The organism is Lysinibacillus sp. RS11 (genome assembly GCF_042019215.1).
GTDB lineage: Bacteria > Bacillota > Bacilli > Bacillales_A > Planococcaceae > Lysinibacillus > Lysinibacillus xylanilyticus_A.
The window spans coordinates 4,624,140-4,639,836 of record NZ_CP168124.1; the positions used below are offsets into that span (position 1 = coordinate 4,624,140).

General features: G+C 34.4%; 15 protein-coding genes and 1 pseudogene. 2 read left to right on the top strand and 14 right to left on the bottom strand.

Going from position 1 to position 15,697, the window contains the following annotated elements; all coding sequences use genetic code 11:
- Positions 1-29: 29 nt before the first annotated feature.
- From AB9L17_RS23865 to AB9L17_RS23900, 8 genes are all read right to left on the bottom strand, one after another.
- Complete coding sequence (locus AB9L17_RS23865; protein ID WP_223555905.1) at positions 30-728, bottom strand: class I SAM-dependent methyltransferase; 699 nt, start codon at positions 726-728, stop codon at positions 30-32.
- Positions 729-991: 263 nt separating this feature from the next.
- Positions 992-1,249, bottom strand: coding sequence for a hypothetical protein (locus tag AB9L17_RS23870; protein ID WP_068985068.1), 258 nt, complete (start codon positions 1,247-1,249; stop codon positions 992-994).
- A 24-nt stretch (positions 1,250-1,273) separates the two neighbouring features.
- Complete coding sequence (locus AB9L17_RS23875; RefSeq protein WP_375199883.1) at positions 1,274-1,888, bottom strand: ABC-2 transporter permease; 615 nt, start codon at positions 1,886-1,888, stop codon at positions 1,274-1,276.
- 4 nt (positions 1,889-1,892) lie between these two features.
- Positions 1,893-2,750 carry an ABC transporter ATP-binding protein gene (locus tag AB9L17_RS23880; RefSeq protein ID WP_223555908.1) on the bottom strand — a complete coding sequence of 286 codons (858 nt, stop codon included), beginning with the start codon at positions 2,748-2,750 and terminating at the stop codon, positions 1,893-1,895.
- A complete protein-coding gene (locus AB9L17_RS23885; RefSeq protein ID WP_068985070.1) occupies positions 2,750-3,127 on the bottom strand; it encodes a GntR family transcriptional regulator in 378 nt (125 codons plus the stop codon). Before AB9L17_RS23885 ends, AB9L17_RS23880 begins: the two co-directional genes overlap by 1 nt.
- Before the next feature lie 208 nt (positions 3,128-3,335).
- Positions 3,336-3,851 (bottom strand): GNAT family N-acetyltransferase, encoded by a 516-nt coding sequence (locus tag AB9L17_RS23890; RefSeq protein ID WP_375199884.1) that lies wholly within the window; start codon positions 3,849-3,851, stop codon positions 3,336-3,338.
- Positions 3,852-3,973: 122 nt separating this feature from the next.
- Positions 3,974-4,555, bottom strand: a complete 582-nt coding sequence (locus AB9L17_RS23895) for a GNAT family N-acetyltransferase (protein WP_068985072.1) — start codon at positions 4,553-4,555, stop codon at positions 3,974-3,976.
- Between the two features lie 133 nt (positions 4,556-4,688).
- Positions 4,689-4,970 (bottom strand): CD3324 family protein, encoded by a 282-nt coding sequence (locus tag AB9L17_RS23900; protein ID WP_375199885.1) that lies wholly within the window; start codon positions 4,968-4,970, stop codon positions 4,689-4,691.
- 447 nt (positions 4,971-5,417) lie between these two features.
- On the opposite strand from AB9L17_RS23900, the gene AB9L17_RS23905 reads away from it, so the two are divergent.
- Positions 5,418-7,082: a methyl-accepting chemotaxis protein gene (locus AB9L17_RS23905; RefSeq protein ID WP_375199886.1), complete on the top strand. Its 1,665-nt coding sequence runs from the start codon at positions 5,418-5,420 to the stop codon at positions 7,080-7,082.
- A gap of 131 nt (positions 7,083-7,213) precedes the next feature.
- Here AB9L17_RS23905 and AB9L17_RS23910 read toward each other — a convergent pair whose 3' ends face one another.
- From AB9L17_RS23910 to AB9L17_RS23930, 5 genes and pseudogenes are all read right to left on the bottom strand, one after another.
- Positions 7,214-7,735, bottom strand: a complete 522-nt coding sequence (locus AB9L17_RS23910) for a DoxX family membrane protein (RefSeq protein ID WP_068985075.1) — start codon at positions 7,733-7,735, stop codon at positions 7,214-7,216.
- 1,313 nt (positions 7,736-9,048) lie between these two features.
- Entirely contained in the window at positions 9,049-10,404 is a 1,356-nt protein-coding gene (locus AB9L17_RS23915; RefSeq protein ID WP_375199215.1) for a transposase, read from the bottom strand.
- Between the two features lie 197 nt (positions 10,405-10,601).
- A complete protein-coding gene (locus AB9L17_RS23920) occupies positions 10,602-10,811 on the bottom strand; it encodes a hypothetical protein (protein WP_375200834.1) in 210 nt (69 codons plus the stop codon).
- Positions 10,775-10,981: pseudogene (locus AB9L17_RS23925) on the bottom strand (protein rep); the annotation flags it as partial. The pseudogene AB9L17_RS23925 and the gene AB9L17_RS23920, both read right to left, overlap by 37 nt.
- Before the next feature lie 927 nt (positions 10,982-11,908).
- A complete protein-coding gene (locus AB9L17_RS23930; RefSeq protein ID WP_068985078.1) occupies positions 11,909-13,354 on the bottom strand; it encodes a PLP-dependent aminotransferase family protein in 1,446 nt (481 codons plus the stop codon).
- A gap of 126 nt (positions 13,355-13,480) precedes the next feature.
- Between AB9L17_RS23930 and AB9L17_RS23935 the strand changes: the two genes are divergently transcribed.
- Complete coding sequence (locus tag AB9L17_RS23935) at positions 13,481-14,392, top strand: DMT family transporter (RefSeq protein WP_375199887.1); 912 nt, start codon at positions 13,481-13,483, stop codon at positions 14,390-14,392.
- Between the two features lie 559 nt (positions 14,393-14,951).
- Here the strand turns inward: AB9L17_RS23935 and AB9L17_RS23940 are convergent.
- On the bottom strand, positions 14,952-15,662 hold the full coding sequence (locus tag AB9L17_RS23940) for a hypothetical protein (protein ID WP_375199888.1): 711 nt from the start codon (positions 15,660-15,662) through the stop codon (positions 14,952-14,954).
- Positions 15,663-15,697: the final 35 nt, after the last annotated feature.

Below are 15,697 nucleotides of genomic sequence, written 5' to 3' on the forward strand. Positions count from 1 at the left end.
GTATCTATGAAATTTGGCACTTCATCTGCTTATTTCTTTTTAAATAAACCTACTAAAAATCCTTCTAACCCGAAATATGGCTCTTCATTAGACATGGCTATCATTTCTCGTATTTCAAGCGCTTCTAATGACTGAAATACTTCTCTTAGCTGATTTTTTGTATACCCTAATCCACCTTCTAAACTACGTTTAATATAAACTTCTTCATCCGAGATGGTAGAACCACCATATGCACCTTGTTCTTCAAACGAGCATAAAGCAAAGTATCCATTAGGTTTTAATAATGTATGAATCAATTCAATATACGTCACACGTCGGTGAGGGGCTATGTGATGGAAACAGCCTGAATCATAAATAAAATCAAAACTCTCCTCTTGTAGATCCAGCTCAAAGATATTGGAACCAATTAACTCTACATTTATGTTAGCTTTATCAACCCTTTCTTGCGCCAATTGTAAGGCTCTATCCGATACATCAACACCAACAACTGAACAACCTTGCTTCGCTAAGTAAATGGCATTTCGTCCTGCACCGCAGCCTAGCTCTAAAACTTTACTAGGCTGAATCATCTTTTTTTCTAAATAACTGACTAGATTTTCATCAGGTTTATTAACAAAGAAAGGTATCTTTTTAAATGTTTTATCATAAAATTCATTCCAAAAATTTTGTGGTTCACGCAATAAATTATCCAGTAAAACAAGCAATTGTTCATTCGACTTAATTAGCATTTTACGCCAACCATTCTGAATTTTTCACATTCTTAAAATAGACAAAATATTCTTTCTCCTTATTATATTATATTTATAGATATTTCCTAAATCAATTACACTGAACATAAGATAAACAGAAAGGAGCATACACAGTAAAAATCAAAAACAGCTTCAACCTCATATTTTTATGAGATCAAGCTGTTTTTTGGAGCATTTTATTAAAGAGGTGCAACTCCATCTTGAATCATTATGTATAAATAACTTGGTCTAATCGGATCAAGTTATTTTTCATTTGCTGGCTTTTTATTAGCTAAAACAAAAATCAAATATAATACAGAGATCATTACAGCAATACTCGCACCAATATTATAAGCTTCTATATTGTATAAATTTATAAATGTAATGCCTACATTATCTAAAGTTCCAGATAGATTGTCAGTTCCCCTTACATCAACTTCGATTTTATCCAATAACCCAAAAACAATAAAAATCCCAAGTAAGGTCACTAACGTAGAAATAAGGGCTTTAGATTTATCCACAATTACCCTCCTTTAAACTACATCCTAAAAAGCTTTTCTCTCATATATACGAATAGACAGTAGCCACGATCCAATATATAAAATAACCGTTGTAAGGATAGCTACGAAATACATTTGCGTTTCTTGTAAAGTCAGGAAGTTCTGAACAAACCCTCTTAATATATCATGGAGATTAGGAAGTAAAATGGTGATTGTTACTAGATAGATACCACCTAAAGCAACTAAAATCATCAATAAATGTTTGCTTTTGAATTTATAAGAGATTGGCAGTATAAAAGATATTGTAACCATAACAAGCCCCATAATAAGCAGTATTTCTCTCCATAAAAACACTTCTCCCATTCCATTCAAGAAGAAATCGCCAAGATATATGATAAAAATAATAACGGATGTAAATATTAATGCACCCATATATTTAGAACTGACGACTTCCTTTCTTGTATATGGAAGTGAATTTAGAAGAATATTCGCGTTACCTTTTTCATCCGTAGAAAAAGCAGTCATGATAAATACGACACTATATAAAACTCCTAAGAAGATTGGCGAAACATCTACCAACAAATAGAGTATAATCGTAGAAATGTAGAATATTATCGTATTCTTTTGTATTATAATATCCTTAAGTATAAGGTTAACCATACAATTACCGTCCTTTTTTCGTATAATACATAATATCTTCAAGCGTTGGCTTTTCCACAATAACAGTATCTCCAAATATGTTTATCACACGATTTTTATCCGCTGTTAATGCCTCAAAACCTGTGTTCGTTTTTCGGATTGAAATAAACTCCTGTTCCGTTTCACGATCCAATAAATCTAATGTCCCTTTTACAATGGCATATTCTTCTTCAATTTTATAAAATTCTTTCGTGAAAATATGTTCCCCATTATGAACAAAGGTAATATAGTCCGCAATGCGATCTAAATCTGTTGTTATATGCGTCGAGAAGAAAATCGTTCTATCTTCATTCTGCATTAGTTCATGTAGAATATTTAGTAACTCTCTACGAAATATTGGATCGAGCCCGGCAGTTGGCTCATCCATAATAATTAATTCCGCATGATGAGCTAGTGCAATCGCTAACGAAGCTTTCATCTTCATTCCCTTTGAAAATGTTTTCATACTTTTGTTCAGTGGCAGTTCGAATTCGTTAACATAGCGTTGAAAAGCGTTATCATCCCAGTTTTTATAGGCTGGTTTAATAATCCTTTTCATATCCTTTAACGTTAAATTTTCATAAAAGATATTTTCATCATAGACAAAACCAATACGTTCCTTTATTTCTTTTTCATGCTTCTTATAATCCATGCCAAACACTGAAACCGTACCACTATCTTGCTTAAGTAAGTTCATAATCAACTTAATCGTCGTTGATTTACCTGCACCATTTCCTCCAATAAATCCAGTAACAAAGCCTTTTTTCACATTAATAGAAAAATCCTTTATCTCAAATCCTTTAAAAGATTTATGAATATGCTGTAATTCAATAACATTTTCCATCATGCATCCTCCGTATACAATAATGTAAGCATTTCCTTAAGCTCTGCTAAGCTTAGATTCATTTCTTTTGCGTTTTGGATAGCAATCAACAAATTTTCTTCGATTACCTTTATTTTTCTTTCTCTCATCATTTCCTTATTTTGTTCGGCGATGAATGAACCTTTTCCAACAATCGAATAAATAAACCCGTTTTTTTCAAGCTCTTCATAAGCACGTTTTGTTGTAATAACGCTAATTTCTAAATCCTTTGCAAGCTGTCGCATAGAAGGCAATGCCTGCCCTTCTTGTAATTCACCTGTTAAAATAAGCTTTTTGATTTGAGCATAAATTTGCTCATAAATTGGCTCTTTTGAGCTATTTGAAATTATAATTTGCATGCAAATACCTCTCTAGGATATATTGTATATATACTTTATATACAATATATCTACATTTTTATTATTTTGCAAGTAAAATTAGTATTGAACACAAAAAAGAAAACATGAGATTGAAAAAACAAACCTCATGTTTTCTGTATTTAAATATGTTGTTAACCTTGCCTATTCATCATCACAACTCGTTGAAAAATTTGAATTTGACAGACGGCTAATGATTAGAATCATTCTTCCAAAGGTAATGTATAAACTGCAATATTTGACCATTCATTTCGAACATATCATCACTTATACAGATTTGTTTAAAGCCACTTTTTTCAAGAACCTTTTGAGATGCAATATTATTTGTTGTTGTTTTTGCCTTAATCTTTTGTACACTGATCTCTGTTTCTAAAAGTAGTTTTAAGGCTGTAGCCCCTATCCCTTTGCCGCCATATTCTTTACCTACTCTATATCCAACTTCTGCAATATTATTCGTTGTATCAATATCTACTAAATTTATTCTTCCAACAATATTGCCTGAGTTGTCCCTTATTAAATAGAATTTTGATTTTTCTTCTTGTTGTTCTGCTAATAGCTCTCTATGTTTTAATTGAAACGTTTCAAACTTATAATAATCTTCCCCACGACTAGGTACCATTTGTTCAAAAAATAGTCTATTATTCTTCTCAAACTGATACAATTCTCCTGCGTCATGTTCTTGTAAACTATTAATTGCTATGTCCAAGCTAAATTGCCTCCACATCTTCAATTCTAAATTCTCTTAGTAATACTTCACCACAGTCGATTGTAAATAAATTGTTAATAGCCATCCCCTAGTCCTTATTGATATAAGTGAAAAAATACAGATCAATACTCGTCATTCTTCTTCGAAAACTCTGTATGCAATAAACTATAGATCAACATATCTTTACATTCTCCCGTAACACTATGGCATTCAAATTGTCTTAAGCAGCCTTCTTCCTTAAAGTTGAATTTCGTCAATAACTTCTTTGAAGCTATATTTTCTTCCGTAACAATTGCCTGTATTCTCACTAAACCTAACTGATTAAATCCTATTGATAATACTTCTTTAACAGCTTCCGACATAATACCACGATGCCAATATTCTTCAGATAATTCATAGCCAATTTCAGCTCGTTTGCCTGCAAATTCACTCAAGAAAATGGTCCCAATAATTTCATCAGTTACTTTGTTGGCAATAGCAAAACGTAAAATCCAACCTTCATCATAGCCTTCATTCCAAGCATTCATTACTTCATAACATCTTTCTAAACTTTCTGGTCCATTCCAATCGAGATGACGATATACATTTTCATTTGAATAATAATTGAATAATGTAGGGGCATCCTCCAATCTCAACTTCCTTAATTTAATTTGTTCAGTTTGTACTGTTGGGAAAGTGGTTCCTAATAATTTGGAAAAGTTCATTTTTTTCTCTCCTATTTTTTGAATAGAAATCAAAAGAAGCTGATTAGATTATAGCTGACCTATATTACTAGAAAAAACCTTATACATATTTCATAAAAGAGAATAAGCCATTGCAGTCAAAAACCACACTGGCTTATTCTATTCTTCTTCTTTTCTCTTTTAGTACAATTCTTTGAATACTCTTTGAGGACAAATAATATTTTTCACCTAAAGTACCCGTATCCACTCCCGATAGATAATCGTTATAAATATTAGAATTTCTTACTTCCAATTCTTTTCTAGTTGCAGTACTGGATCCCCAGGTCTTTTTATGTTCTGTTCTTCGCGGTATATAAATATATTCACCATCAACAAATTCTTGTATCAACTCAAGTAACTCCACTGGTAGAATATGCTTTGCTTTTTTATAGCTCATATTGCACTCCTAAACATTCGTATTTTTTAGGAAGAGCAAAGGCCATTTCATCTTATTGCAATAGCCTTCGCTATGCAGAAATAGTATACCTTCTCATCAAACAATCCCCCTTGTTTTCTGTAAGTTTAATCCATATTATACCATATAATTTGAAGTATAGGCTCATCACCATAACGTGTGGTTGACTTCCGCTTTACCAACTTACTATATATTTTAAACAGGCATTTTCGACCTATTCAAAACTTCAAAACTCATTAAACAACAAAGGGACTTTTACACCTTAATTTCTTATTTATTAAGTAATAAGCCTTATATAATCTGTTATTGACAATCCGTCTTTTTTGCATAATACTAAAGTTGAAAATTATGCATTTATTGAGTTTTCATAGGCATAAAGAACCTCAATAACTGAATTTACATATAAATTATTTAAAAGGGGGAAACTATTTGAAAAGCAAAAGTATTAAGCGTCGATTATTGTTATTTACATTAGGTTTGCTGTTATTGTCATCTGTGGTCAATTCTTTATTTGGAGTATGGTTTGTTGGAAAAAACAGCAAAGAAGTTTTAATTGAAAAAGCCAACGAACAGGTCTTTGAAATGGCAAAACAAGCGGAGACTATCTTAAATTCAGAAAGTGACCCCATTCCATCTTTACAAGATTTTGTGGAATCAAAGGCAAAACAAGATAATGTAACTTATGCTGTTGTCATTGATACAAACGTTCAAGCGGTGGCACATAGTGATACAAATAAATTAGGAAAAGTGTATGAAGACGAATACACGATTGATGGAGCTAAAAACGGGAAAAACCAATTTACAAGATGGTATGCTGAAGTTCAAGGTATATGGACATATGACATCATGGAGCCTATATATAAAGATGGCAAGCTTTATGGCGTGCTCGACATTGGGGTGCCTGAAAGCGGCATTCAATCCATTACAAACTCTGTACTAAGCTATCAGATTATTACTGGTGTAGTAAGCTTTTTAATTATTGGTGCTTTAATGTGGTGGATTATTGGTCGCATTGTGGCTGCCATTAAAAATCTTGAAAAAGCCATTCATCAAACAGCAAGTTTAGACTTTACAGAAAACCTAGAATTAGAGAAGTTATTAAATCATCAAGATGAAATTGGGCTTATGGCAAAAGGAATCTCTGGCATGCGGTCGGCATTAAAGGATGTTACCGTCAATATACATAAAACCAGTTCCGAGTTATCAGATTCTTCTAATATTTTATTGCAAATTTCTGAAGATTCAGTACGTACAACTGATGAAATTAGCTTAGCCATTAATGAAATAGCAAAAGCTACCGAAGAACAGGCTCATGATACAGAAAAAAGTGCTGAACAATTAAATCAGCTTTCTGTAAATATTGACAGCGTTATGGAGCGTACAGAGAAGATTGCTTCCATGACAGAGGATATTGATCATTTAAGTAATCAAGGTGTGGAAACCGTCAACCAACTCTCTATTTGGTCAGAGAAGAATCGCGTGTCTTCACAACAGGTAAGTAGCATCGTTCAAGAAGTAGATAAAACATCTTCTGATATATCAAGTATTGTCAATACCATTACAGATATCGCAAATCAAACGAATTTATTAGCTCTAAATGCTTCCATTGAGTCAGCTCGTGTAGGCGAAGCAGGAAAAGGTTTCGCAGTTGTTGCTGATGAAATTCGAAAATTATCAGAACAGACATCTAAAGCAACTGAAGTTATTAAAAACAAAATCACCGCAATTCAGGATATTTCTAAAAGTGCTGTACAGGAAATTAGTACGAGCCTTAGCATTGTTGAACAAAACGCTAAAGCTACAGAGGATACGAGTGAGATCTTTAATACAATAAAGGCAGCTCTAGATCAAACAAGTGAAGTAGCACAAGAGGTGAAACATTTATCTTATGAGATGAATGAGCGCAAAGAGCAAATCATTGGTGTGATTCAAAACATATCTGCTTCTGCAGTCGAAACCTCTGCAGGGACAGAACAAGTTTCTGCTTCCGCAAATGAACAAATTAACAGCATCGAGACTGTTTCTGAAAAAGCTAAGGACCTGAATGCTATTGCTGATGCTTTACGAGGAGAAATGAAAAAATTCACTATTTAAGGATAAGTTAATTATATTGAGTTCTATAGTAAAAAAGCTGATTCATTGAATCAGCTTTTTCTATGGATGTATTAGAGATCCACTTTTTAAAATATAGTTTGATTACAAACACTTCGTAAAAAAGGATCTATCTACGCTATTGAATTAATGGTTTTTCCAATCTTTTGTTTCTTTATTTTAAATCGTTTTTCAATACCAAGGTAACGGTCTAAGCTTAAAACATAGCTACGATTTAAAAATAGCAATATACAAAATGCACTAGTATAAAGAGTTAAACTAATTAAATTCATATTTCCGGAAAGAATAAAATTAATATGCATAAGAAGACAAATGATAACGGAAGGAATAATCATTAATCCCATTATTAAAACAATACCAATTATAATCTGAGCAATTGGAATCATGTAATTAAAAAACATAATATGTTTTAATGCGAAATGTGCAATGAAGTACTTATAAAATTCTGGCACATTTGGTTTATCAAGTGCCATTATTAAATAGTTTTTTATAAATACTCCAGGTTCACTAAACCAATTTTTCTCCGTAATTTTCGTTATACCAGCAAAAAGCCACCCAACCCCAAAAAGAAGACGCATTAAAGTAACTAGTAATTGAAAGACTTGTTCTCCAAATCGTTTTGATAATAATGTCATAAGCTTAAATTATCCCCTATTATTAATATTCTAACTTACTATTTTTTATAGACCTATCAGACTTAATTTATTGGTTCGTGGAACTCTTCCAAATTTTCAACGTGACGATCTCAGTCATCTTCCCTCTTTTCCTTTAAGGGTATATAAACAGCCTTAATCTCCATTCCATTTTCAGTCCTATGAATTATCATTACATCTCCATCCATTCCTTCGTGGTGTTTAGCAACTGATACTATTAAGATCGTATTTAGTGCAAAATTGTCATGATTTTTTCAATGGATTTACCTTTTATAATTGATAATGATAATCATTACCGAAAGATAATATCAATATTAATTATTATCGTCAATGGTATATTTAGGAGAGATTTATAAGGTTTACTAGTGATAATAACGAATTCAGATCTCCATAAAAAATGGAGTGGTTGCAACGGAAAGTTGACCACTCCTCTTACCCCTTATTTTAAAAATCTTACAAATCGTTTCTTCCCTATTTGTAAAACCTCCCCATTCATTAAAATTTGGTCAGTGTCATCTACTGTAATTTTTTCACCATTTAAAGAAACACCATTTTGTTTAATTAATCGCATAAATTCACTTTTACTTTTAATATAGTTTCTTCGGCTACGTTTAGAAACAGATCGCCGATTTTGTCACCCAAAATTTTGTCGATAAGTATTCTTTTGAACTTATCAATTTTTGTTCTATTTATTACAAAAATTGATAAAAAGCAAAGAAGGCGGAAAACACGATTTAAATTAGGAACTATTTCATGTAGATATGAACACAAAATATTGATTAAGTGAAAGATAGTAACTTATTACACTATAAAAACAAGCAAAATTAAAACAAATTTCTCGGAAGTAATAGATAATTTACTGACTTTCCCTAATTTTTGTTCAATTATCAACAAAACTTGATTTCTTAATATTCATAACTAATGATATGTTATTAACATACCCGGGGAAAAGTAAAAAAAAGAGGAACATGAAAAAGATTGATAGCAATGAACAAAAGAATGTTCAGAATGCGTAGGTAAGCAAACGGAAACTACTAACGAAAGGAATGATAAATTATGCTTAAAAAAATAAGACTAATGTTATCAGGAGTTTTAGGCATAATGGCTTTTTTTTCGCTTCTAACCTTTTTAAAAATAATTGATATCCCTAATTTTATTTCAAATATCCCTTATTCTATTCCCTTTGTTTTTATTATCGTTTTATTATTAATTGTTTCATTATTGAATCAATTTCATAAATCATATTTTTCAAAAGCCTAGACTACTCCTATTAAGAAAACTTGCGTTTTTAAAAATTATGCTGCTTGAATTTGTACTTGTGAAAAAGCATTCAGACGATCCACCGCTAACTTGCAGGCATTATAAATAAACGTCACCAGGTTGAAATGTAGTTTAGCTTTTCTTCCTGTTCTGTGACGGACATTGTTTAACTGAAAATATTGCTTTAGGTATGCATTTACACGTTCAACGGCTGTACGTTCCTTATAAAGTTGCTTCCATAGTTCGGAGCCTCGTGCTGGATAAGTGAATTTTCGTAAATCCGTGTCACATTTGATTTTGAAACCTTTCTGACAGAGGGAATCATCACGTAACGGACAGGTTGCACATTGCTTTGGTCTTGTGAATTTTAGTGTACGGTACTTTTCATCGAAGCTGTCGTAACGGTAGCTATGTTCACGTACACAAGTCGGTCTGAAATTCTCATCAAATCCAAGATATTCGCCTTCATTGCGGACATTATAGGGAATGACTGCACGCATTTGATACTTATGTAGTTGACGGTAAATTGGTTCATAATCATACCCTGCATCGAATATAGCGGTCGTGAAATGTTCAGGAAATTGGTTTTCTACTTTCTTTAAAAGAGGAATCGCGGCTTTACTATCTGACAAATTGGCAGATGTCATAAGGCGTCCAACGATATATTGCCCTTTTGTTGTCACGGCGAGATGACCTTTAAAGCCAAACCAAAACGTATTTTTGCCGTCACTGTTCTTTTTGATGCCCCAATTCGGTTCGATGGGCGCATCTTGCCACAGTGTCTCCAGCGGTGTGTCGAGTTGGTCCTTGATTTCTTTTTCATAAGTTGACTGATTGGCTTTGATTTCTACTTGTTTCGTCAGCCAAGCATCGCGTTCTTTTTTTGATTTCCGTCCTCGTTTTTTAAGTGGTGTAGGTTCTTTTTTCTCAGAAGGTTTCGCTGCATCGCGTGATTCGAAATGCGTGGCATCAATCGCGAGGTGCTCATCACAAAGAAACCCTTCTATAAAGGCTGTTTCAATCAATGTATCTTGCATGCAATCGAGGACATCTGATTGACTAATGACGTCGATCATACGCGAATAAGACGCTTCAGAAGGCACAACATCTGAAACAAGAAAACCACAATCTAAGCGGAATAAAGGGTCATTGACCAAACGTTTGATTAAATCCTTAATCGTTGGAATACGCTCGACAATGCGAATAATCAGTGATTGGATCATCGCACCATAGTTTAGTTCACGTGGGGCACCACGCAATGTCCTTTTTAAAAATAACTGAAAAATAGGTTGTACGTCGAAAGTGGCAAAAATCGCATCAAAACGACGGGAACTTTCCATTTCCAATAATTCTTGGATGTCAAATAGGCTCATTTGCTTTACAATAGTCATAGGGCATTCACCTCATTCAGTATGTTAGTTTCGTCGCTATCATTATACCGAATTTGGGGAGGTGCCCGTTTTTTATTGTTTCAGAACCCCTGATGCTAAAGGGATTAGAATTATGAAATTAACTCTATTGGAAAAAAAAAATCTTAATAAAAATATGTAATTCTAAAAAGAGTAAAGGAGTAGCATTCGCTACTCCTTTACTCTTTTTCCATTCGGTCTAACAGTTCTCTTCGCAACAAAGCAATATAGTCTTGTTCTTCTGGCGACCGCTGATAGATACGGTTATAGTGACTGTAAGCTTCCAGCAATTCTTTATTGACCATTTCACTTGGATGTTTTCGTTCCTCTTTTATTATATTAATTGCTCCTCCTAACAAATGAAATAATTTTGCGCCTTCCAGTTCCACTGGATAACAATCGAATACTCTTTTTCTTCAACATCCGAATCCTCATCATCCACCCGTATCAAATCACCAACTTCGATGTCATCCAAGTTCAATTGCTTATGTATTTCTTTCAGCAATCCGCCATATGAAACCATACGTTTTCGATACAATTCTTCTTCCAAATCTTTGAGCGGACGTTCCAACGAAAGAACGAACTAACGTTGATTCTAAGATGATTTAAACGAACCAATAAAGGAACAACGAGATTGTTCTTGTTTGTACGATTCGTTTTATTACCTATGGCTCTTAGTAATTTTGATTCAAAAAAATGAGTTAATTGAAACTAGTTTAAACTAATTTACTTTTTCTAATTATCATATTTTCCGCAACATGGGGCCCGTCAGATTTATGCGTATAACGTTACAGAAATATACAGGATTTTATGCAAAGTGAAGAACAAACCAACAAGTAAAAATACTGCTACATCAACCGTTTGCGCCACATGTATAAAAAGATGTATAAACAATGTTCACAAGAAAAGCCACGAAACGTTGATTTAACAACATTTGTGGCTTTTTGATGTGTTTCCAAACTTTCATTTGAGAACGTTTATTAGGTTTGTTTTGTATATTGTATAAATCCTTGTTGCACTAAAGCACCTATTAGTGGAATATCAATTTATATTTTATCTCTAATGTCTTCCAGTATTTCTATTACACGATTGTTTTTTTTTAATAGATTTTAACCTTTTTTCAATTATGCTTGAAGAGAAAAACACAATAAGTACAATAGCTATTCCAATTATTAAATCCATTTTAATTGTAAGCGTCAAATATTCCCCACCTACTAGTTTAAGTCCCTATCACTATCTTCTTTATTTGTTTGAAACACTCCCCAATACCGATTGAAAAATAAAGAAGAAATTGATAAAGTCTTGCCATGGTCAACGGATATGCCATCCAGTTGTAGTGTGCCGAAAAAAGTGAGGTAAACAAAAAATAACTCCAAAATCAACTTTTATCGTATATTTTGGAGTTACTTTACATTTACTTATATACCGGATTGGTACAAATCAAATAGGTAAATCAAAAGGCTTCCAATTGTATAGTTGGAAGCCTTTACTTATAACAAGAGTTGATTGCTTTTTGAAGTCGAGAGATCCCTTCAGTAATATCATTTATATCTACTTTTCCATATGATAGACGGATATAACCATCTTTTGCACCAAAAATACTGCCAGGCATAAAGGCAACTTGTTGTTTTAAACCTTGAATAGTGAGTTGTTTTTCTTGTATAGGTTGCGTTAATTTTCCCCATATGTAAATGCCACCTGTCGGCACGGGGAATGAGAGTTCCTTCTGTAGGGAGCATTGTAATGCGTCTACCAATACATTTCTTTTTTGCAATAATTTAGAACGTAGCTGTTGTAAATGTGTTTCAAATGGAACTGTTTCAAAGAATTGTTGCATAATCCATTGCGGAAAGATACTTAAGCCTAATTCCATTTGGTGCCTTGCATCTGATAATCGTTCAATAACGGACTGAGGAGCAACGAGCCAGCCGATTCGCAAGCCTGGTGCTATCAGTTTAGACAGAGAATGAACATAAATGACTGTTCCGTTTGTATCGATTGATTTTAATGTTGAACATGTTTGTTCTCTATTTTCTAATGTTAATAAACTAGAAGGGTCATCTTCGACAATCGGAATTCGTAAATCGGCACATAAAGATAGAAGTGTTTCTCTTCTTTTTGGATGAAGGAGTGTCCCTGTTGGATTTTGATAATTGGGATTTAAGAAAATCATTTTAATCCGGTGCTTTCGATAAAGTTCATGAACATCATCTGGATGAATGCCATGTTCATCAACAGGTAATGGGAAAATGCGAATGCCAGCTGATTGAAAAAGAGGTAAGGAATAACAATGCGACGGACTTTCAAATGCTACTGCATCACCTGGATTTAATAAACATTGCACAATAAGGTGCAGTGCTTGTTGCGCACCGGAAGTAATCATAATCGATTGTTCGGTTGCATCAATTTGTAAATGCTCCTTCATATACTTAGCTACAATTTTTCGTAAAGGAAGATATCCTTGTGGGTGATCATAGCTTAACGATTGCGTTAGTGGTTGTTGATGCAAAATTGCTTGTAATTGCTGATGCGGAAATAAATCACATCCAAGTTCACCATTTGCAAAATCAATGATATTTTCATTTTGCTGTACTTCCTCACGAATATAACGAAGTAGTGGTAAGTTAGGTAAAAATGTCCCACCTTCCACAAAACCACTCCAATTCGGTGCGAATTTTGGTGATACACCCCACATCTGTGTACTCACCCTTGTTCCTTTTCCAGTTGTACTCTCAACAATTCCAATTGCACGTAGTTCATTATAGGCTGTTGTAATTGTACTTCGATTTACTTGAAGCTGTTCTGCTAGCTTGCGTTCCGAAGGGAGAAAACTCCCTGGTGGAAGCTCTCCGTACATAATACGCCTTTCAATATAATCAAGAACTTGTAGATAAATCGGAATTTTACTATCTAGATCTAACTTCCATTTCAATTGTAACGTCTCCTTGTTCCTTCATTCTAACCATTATAGCAAATTGGCTGTGTGAAAAAACAGTGAATTGGCTGGTGTAACAGGGGGCCAATTTCTCTATACTAAATATGTGAAGGAGAGATTTGGATGAAACAAAAGCAAATGGAATGGCTCCTAATGTCAGTTGCTTTAGTATGGGGAGCAAACTATTCGATAGGAAAATATGGAGTGGCATATATGTCATCCATTCAATTTAATAGTATGCGATTTTTAATTGCATCACCAATTTTGCTACTTATTACCTTTATTATGGAACGTTCATTACGTATAGGGAGGAAAGACTGGTTGAGACTTTTGGTGGTTGGTATTGTTGGGACAACATTATATCAAACGCTATTTATGCTTTCAGTAAAATATACTTCTGCGACGAACGCCTCATTACTAATTGCGATGTCACCAATCTTTACAGGGATTTTAGCTGTATTGCATAAACAAGAACGTTTTTCTCTGAAAATACAAATCGGATCTATGCTCTCTTTCGGAGGAGCAGCACTTGTACTATTAACTGGGCATACGAACCAATCTGCATATGAATATGCATGGTTTGGAAATATAATTGGATTGGTTGCGTCAATCGCATGGGGCTGGTATCCAATCCTTGCTCAGCCGCTAATTACAAAATATTCTGCGATGCGAGTAACCGCTTGGTCAACGTTATTAGGAATTGTCCCGCTTGTTTTATACTGCTTAATAAATGTAGACTCCTTAACATTGCCGTCTGATACGCTAAGTTGGGGATCGTTAGGATATTCTATTATATTTGCAACGATTTTTGGACTAGCAATGTGGTATGTTGGAATTAGTAAAATTGGTTCAACAAAAGTAATGGTTTATATGTATCTTGTTCCACTATTTGCAGTTATATTTGCAGCTGTAACGATAGGCGAACAGGTGAATATCATGCAATTGTTTGGTGGACTTGTTATTTTCGCTGGGTTATATGTTGTGAAAAAAGGAGCAGTGATAAAACCAGCCCTCAATTTAAAAAAGATAAGTTAGTATGAAAAGTGACCACGTCCTAAGAGTGGTCATTTTTGTTTACAAAACAAGTTTGATTGCTTCATGGCTCGCGTTTGAAAAGGTGTCTAACTCAAATTCTTCTTTTACAATAGCCGCTAGCTCATCAATTGATTTACGTAAATCTGTTGCCCCTTATGCAAGATATACTTTTTCAATTACGATTTCTGATATCATTCCTCGTTATGCACACTCATCCAATCATACCTAGCCTTATATGAGATTCGTGTTCCTTGGACCGGTGTTTTACCTTCAGATTCCGCGTCGCCACGGATACCCTTGCTCTTGGCTAACCTCTTCTTCTGTCTTCGGGGTTCGGGACTTGCACCCTATAGTTGGGCAGCCACTGAGTATGTAAGGAGGTACCTTGTTCGACAGCAATAACCGAACAAATGTCAAACAGACCAAATCTGCCTGAGTTCAGATTTTGGCCTGTTTATGCTCTTCTTTATGGTCTTGATCTTGATCATCAATAAACAACGTACCCAAGCGAGAGACTTTTATTGATAACCTTCTCCATAATTTTTACTATTTATTTTTGCTAAGAAGCTACGGTTGCGCTGAGAGGCTTGGCATCTTTAAATTTATCTTGAATCTTGGCAATGATGTTCCCTGTCGAGTCGTCAAGCGAAACCGTCAGTTTTTCTTCCTGACCCGTTTGCGGTACATATTTTACAACAATTGTTTGAGATCCTGTTTTGTCTACGTTCTTCTTCGCCTGTTCGATCATTTGCGTAAGTATTTCCTTCGGAGGAACGCTTCCCGTAAATCCGATCGCGTTTTCAGGTTCTGTTCCCGGCTGCACTTTGACAGACACGCTTGTGATGCTACTCGCAGCCGAACCGTTTATCTCCTGCTTGCCTACGGGAGCTGCGGTTGCGCTAAGAGGCCTAGCATCTTTAAATTTCTTTTGAATCTTGGTAATGATGTTCCCTGTCGAGTCGTCAAGCGAAACCGTCAGTTTTTCTTCCTGACCCATTTGTGGTACATATTTTACAACAATTGTTTGAGAACCTGTTTTGTCTACGTTCTTCTTCACCTGTTCAATCATTTGCGTAAGTATTTCCTTCGGAGGAACGCTTCCCGCAAATCCAATCTCATTTTCAGATTCTATTCCCGGCTGCACTTTGACAGACGTGCTATAAGTGTTGCCAATCTTTCCTCCGAATTGTGCCCCATTTTCCGCATATGCACTGAGCGGGGCGAGTGCAGTTGCCAATACAAATGTGCCTAACAAAAGTTTTTTCTTCATGGTGAATCCCTCCATTTTGGTTTGAGGAAAATTGT

What these genes read in the sequence shown, in the direction of transcription:
- AB9L17_RS23865 (WP_223555905.1), bottom strand. Translation starts at nt 728, where the DNA reads ATGCTAATTAAGTCGAATGAACAATTGCTTGTTTTACTGGATAATTTA.
- AB9L17_RS23875 (WP_375199883.1), bottom strand. Translation starts at nt 1,888, where the DNA reads ATGGTTAACCTTATACTTAAGGATATTATAATACAAAAGAATACGATA.
- AB9L17_RS23880 (WP_223555908.1), bottom strand. Translation starts at nt 2,750, where the DNA reads ATGGAAAATGTTATTGAATTACAGCATATTCATAAATCTTTTAAAGGA.
- AB9L17_RS23885 (WP_068985070.1), bottom strand. Translation starts at nt 3,127, where the DNA reads ATGCAAATTATAATTTCAAATAGCTCAAAAGAGCCAATTTATGAGCAA.
- AB9L17_RS23895 (WP_068985072.1), bottom strand. Translation starts at nt 4,555, where the DNA reads ATGAACTTTTCCAAATTATTAGGAACCACTTTCCCAACAGTACAAACT.
- AB9L17_RS23900 (WP_375199885.1), bottom strand. Translation starts at nt 4,970, where the DNA reads ATGAGCTATAAAAAAGCAAAGCATATTCTACCAGTGGAGTTACTTGAG.
- AB9L17_RS23910 (WP_068985075.1), bottom strand. Translation starts at nt 7,735, where the DNA reads ATGACATTATTATCAAAACGATTTGGAGAACAAGTCTTTCAATTACTA.
- AB9L17_RS23915 (WP_375199215.1), bottom strand. Translation starts at nt 10,404, where the DNA reads ATGACTATTGTAAAGCAAATGAGCCTATTTGACATCCAAGAATTATTG.
- AB9L17_RS23935 (WP_375199887.1), top strand. Translation starts at nt 13,481, where the DNA reads ATGAAACAAAAGCAAATGGAATGGCTCCTAATGTCAGTTGCTTTAGTA.
- AB9L17_RS23940 (WP_375199888.1), bottom strand. Translation starts at nt 15,662, where the DNA reads ATGAAGAAAAAACTTTTGTTAGGCACATTTGTATTGGCAACTGCACTC.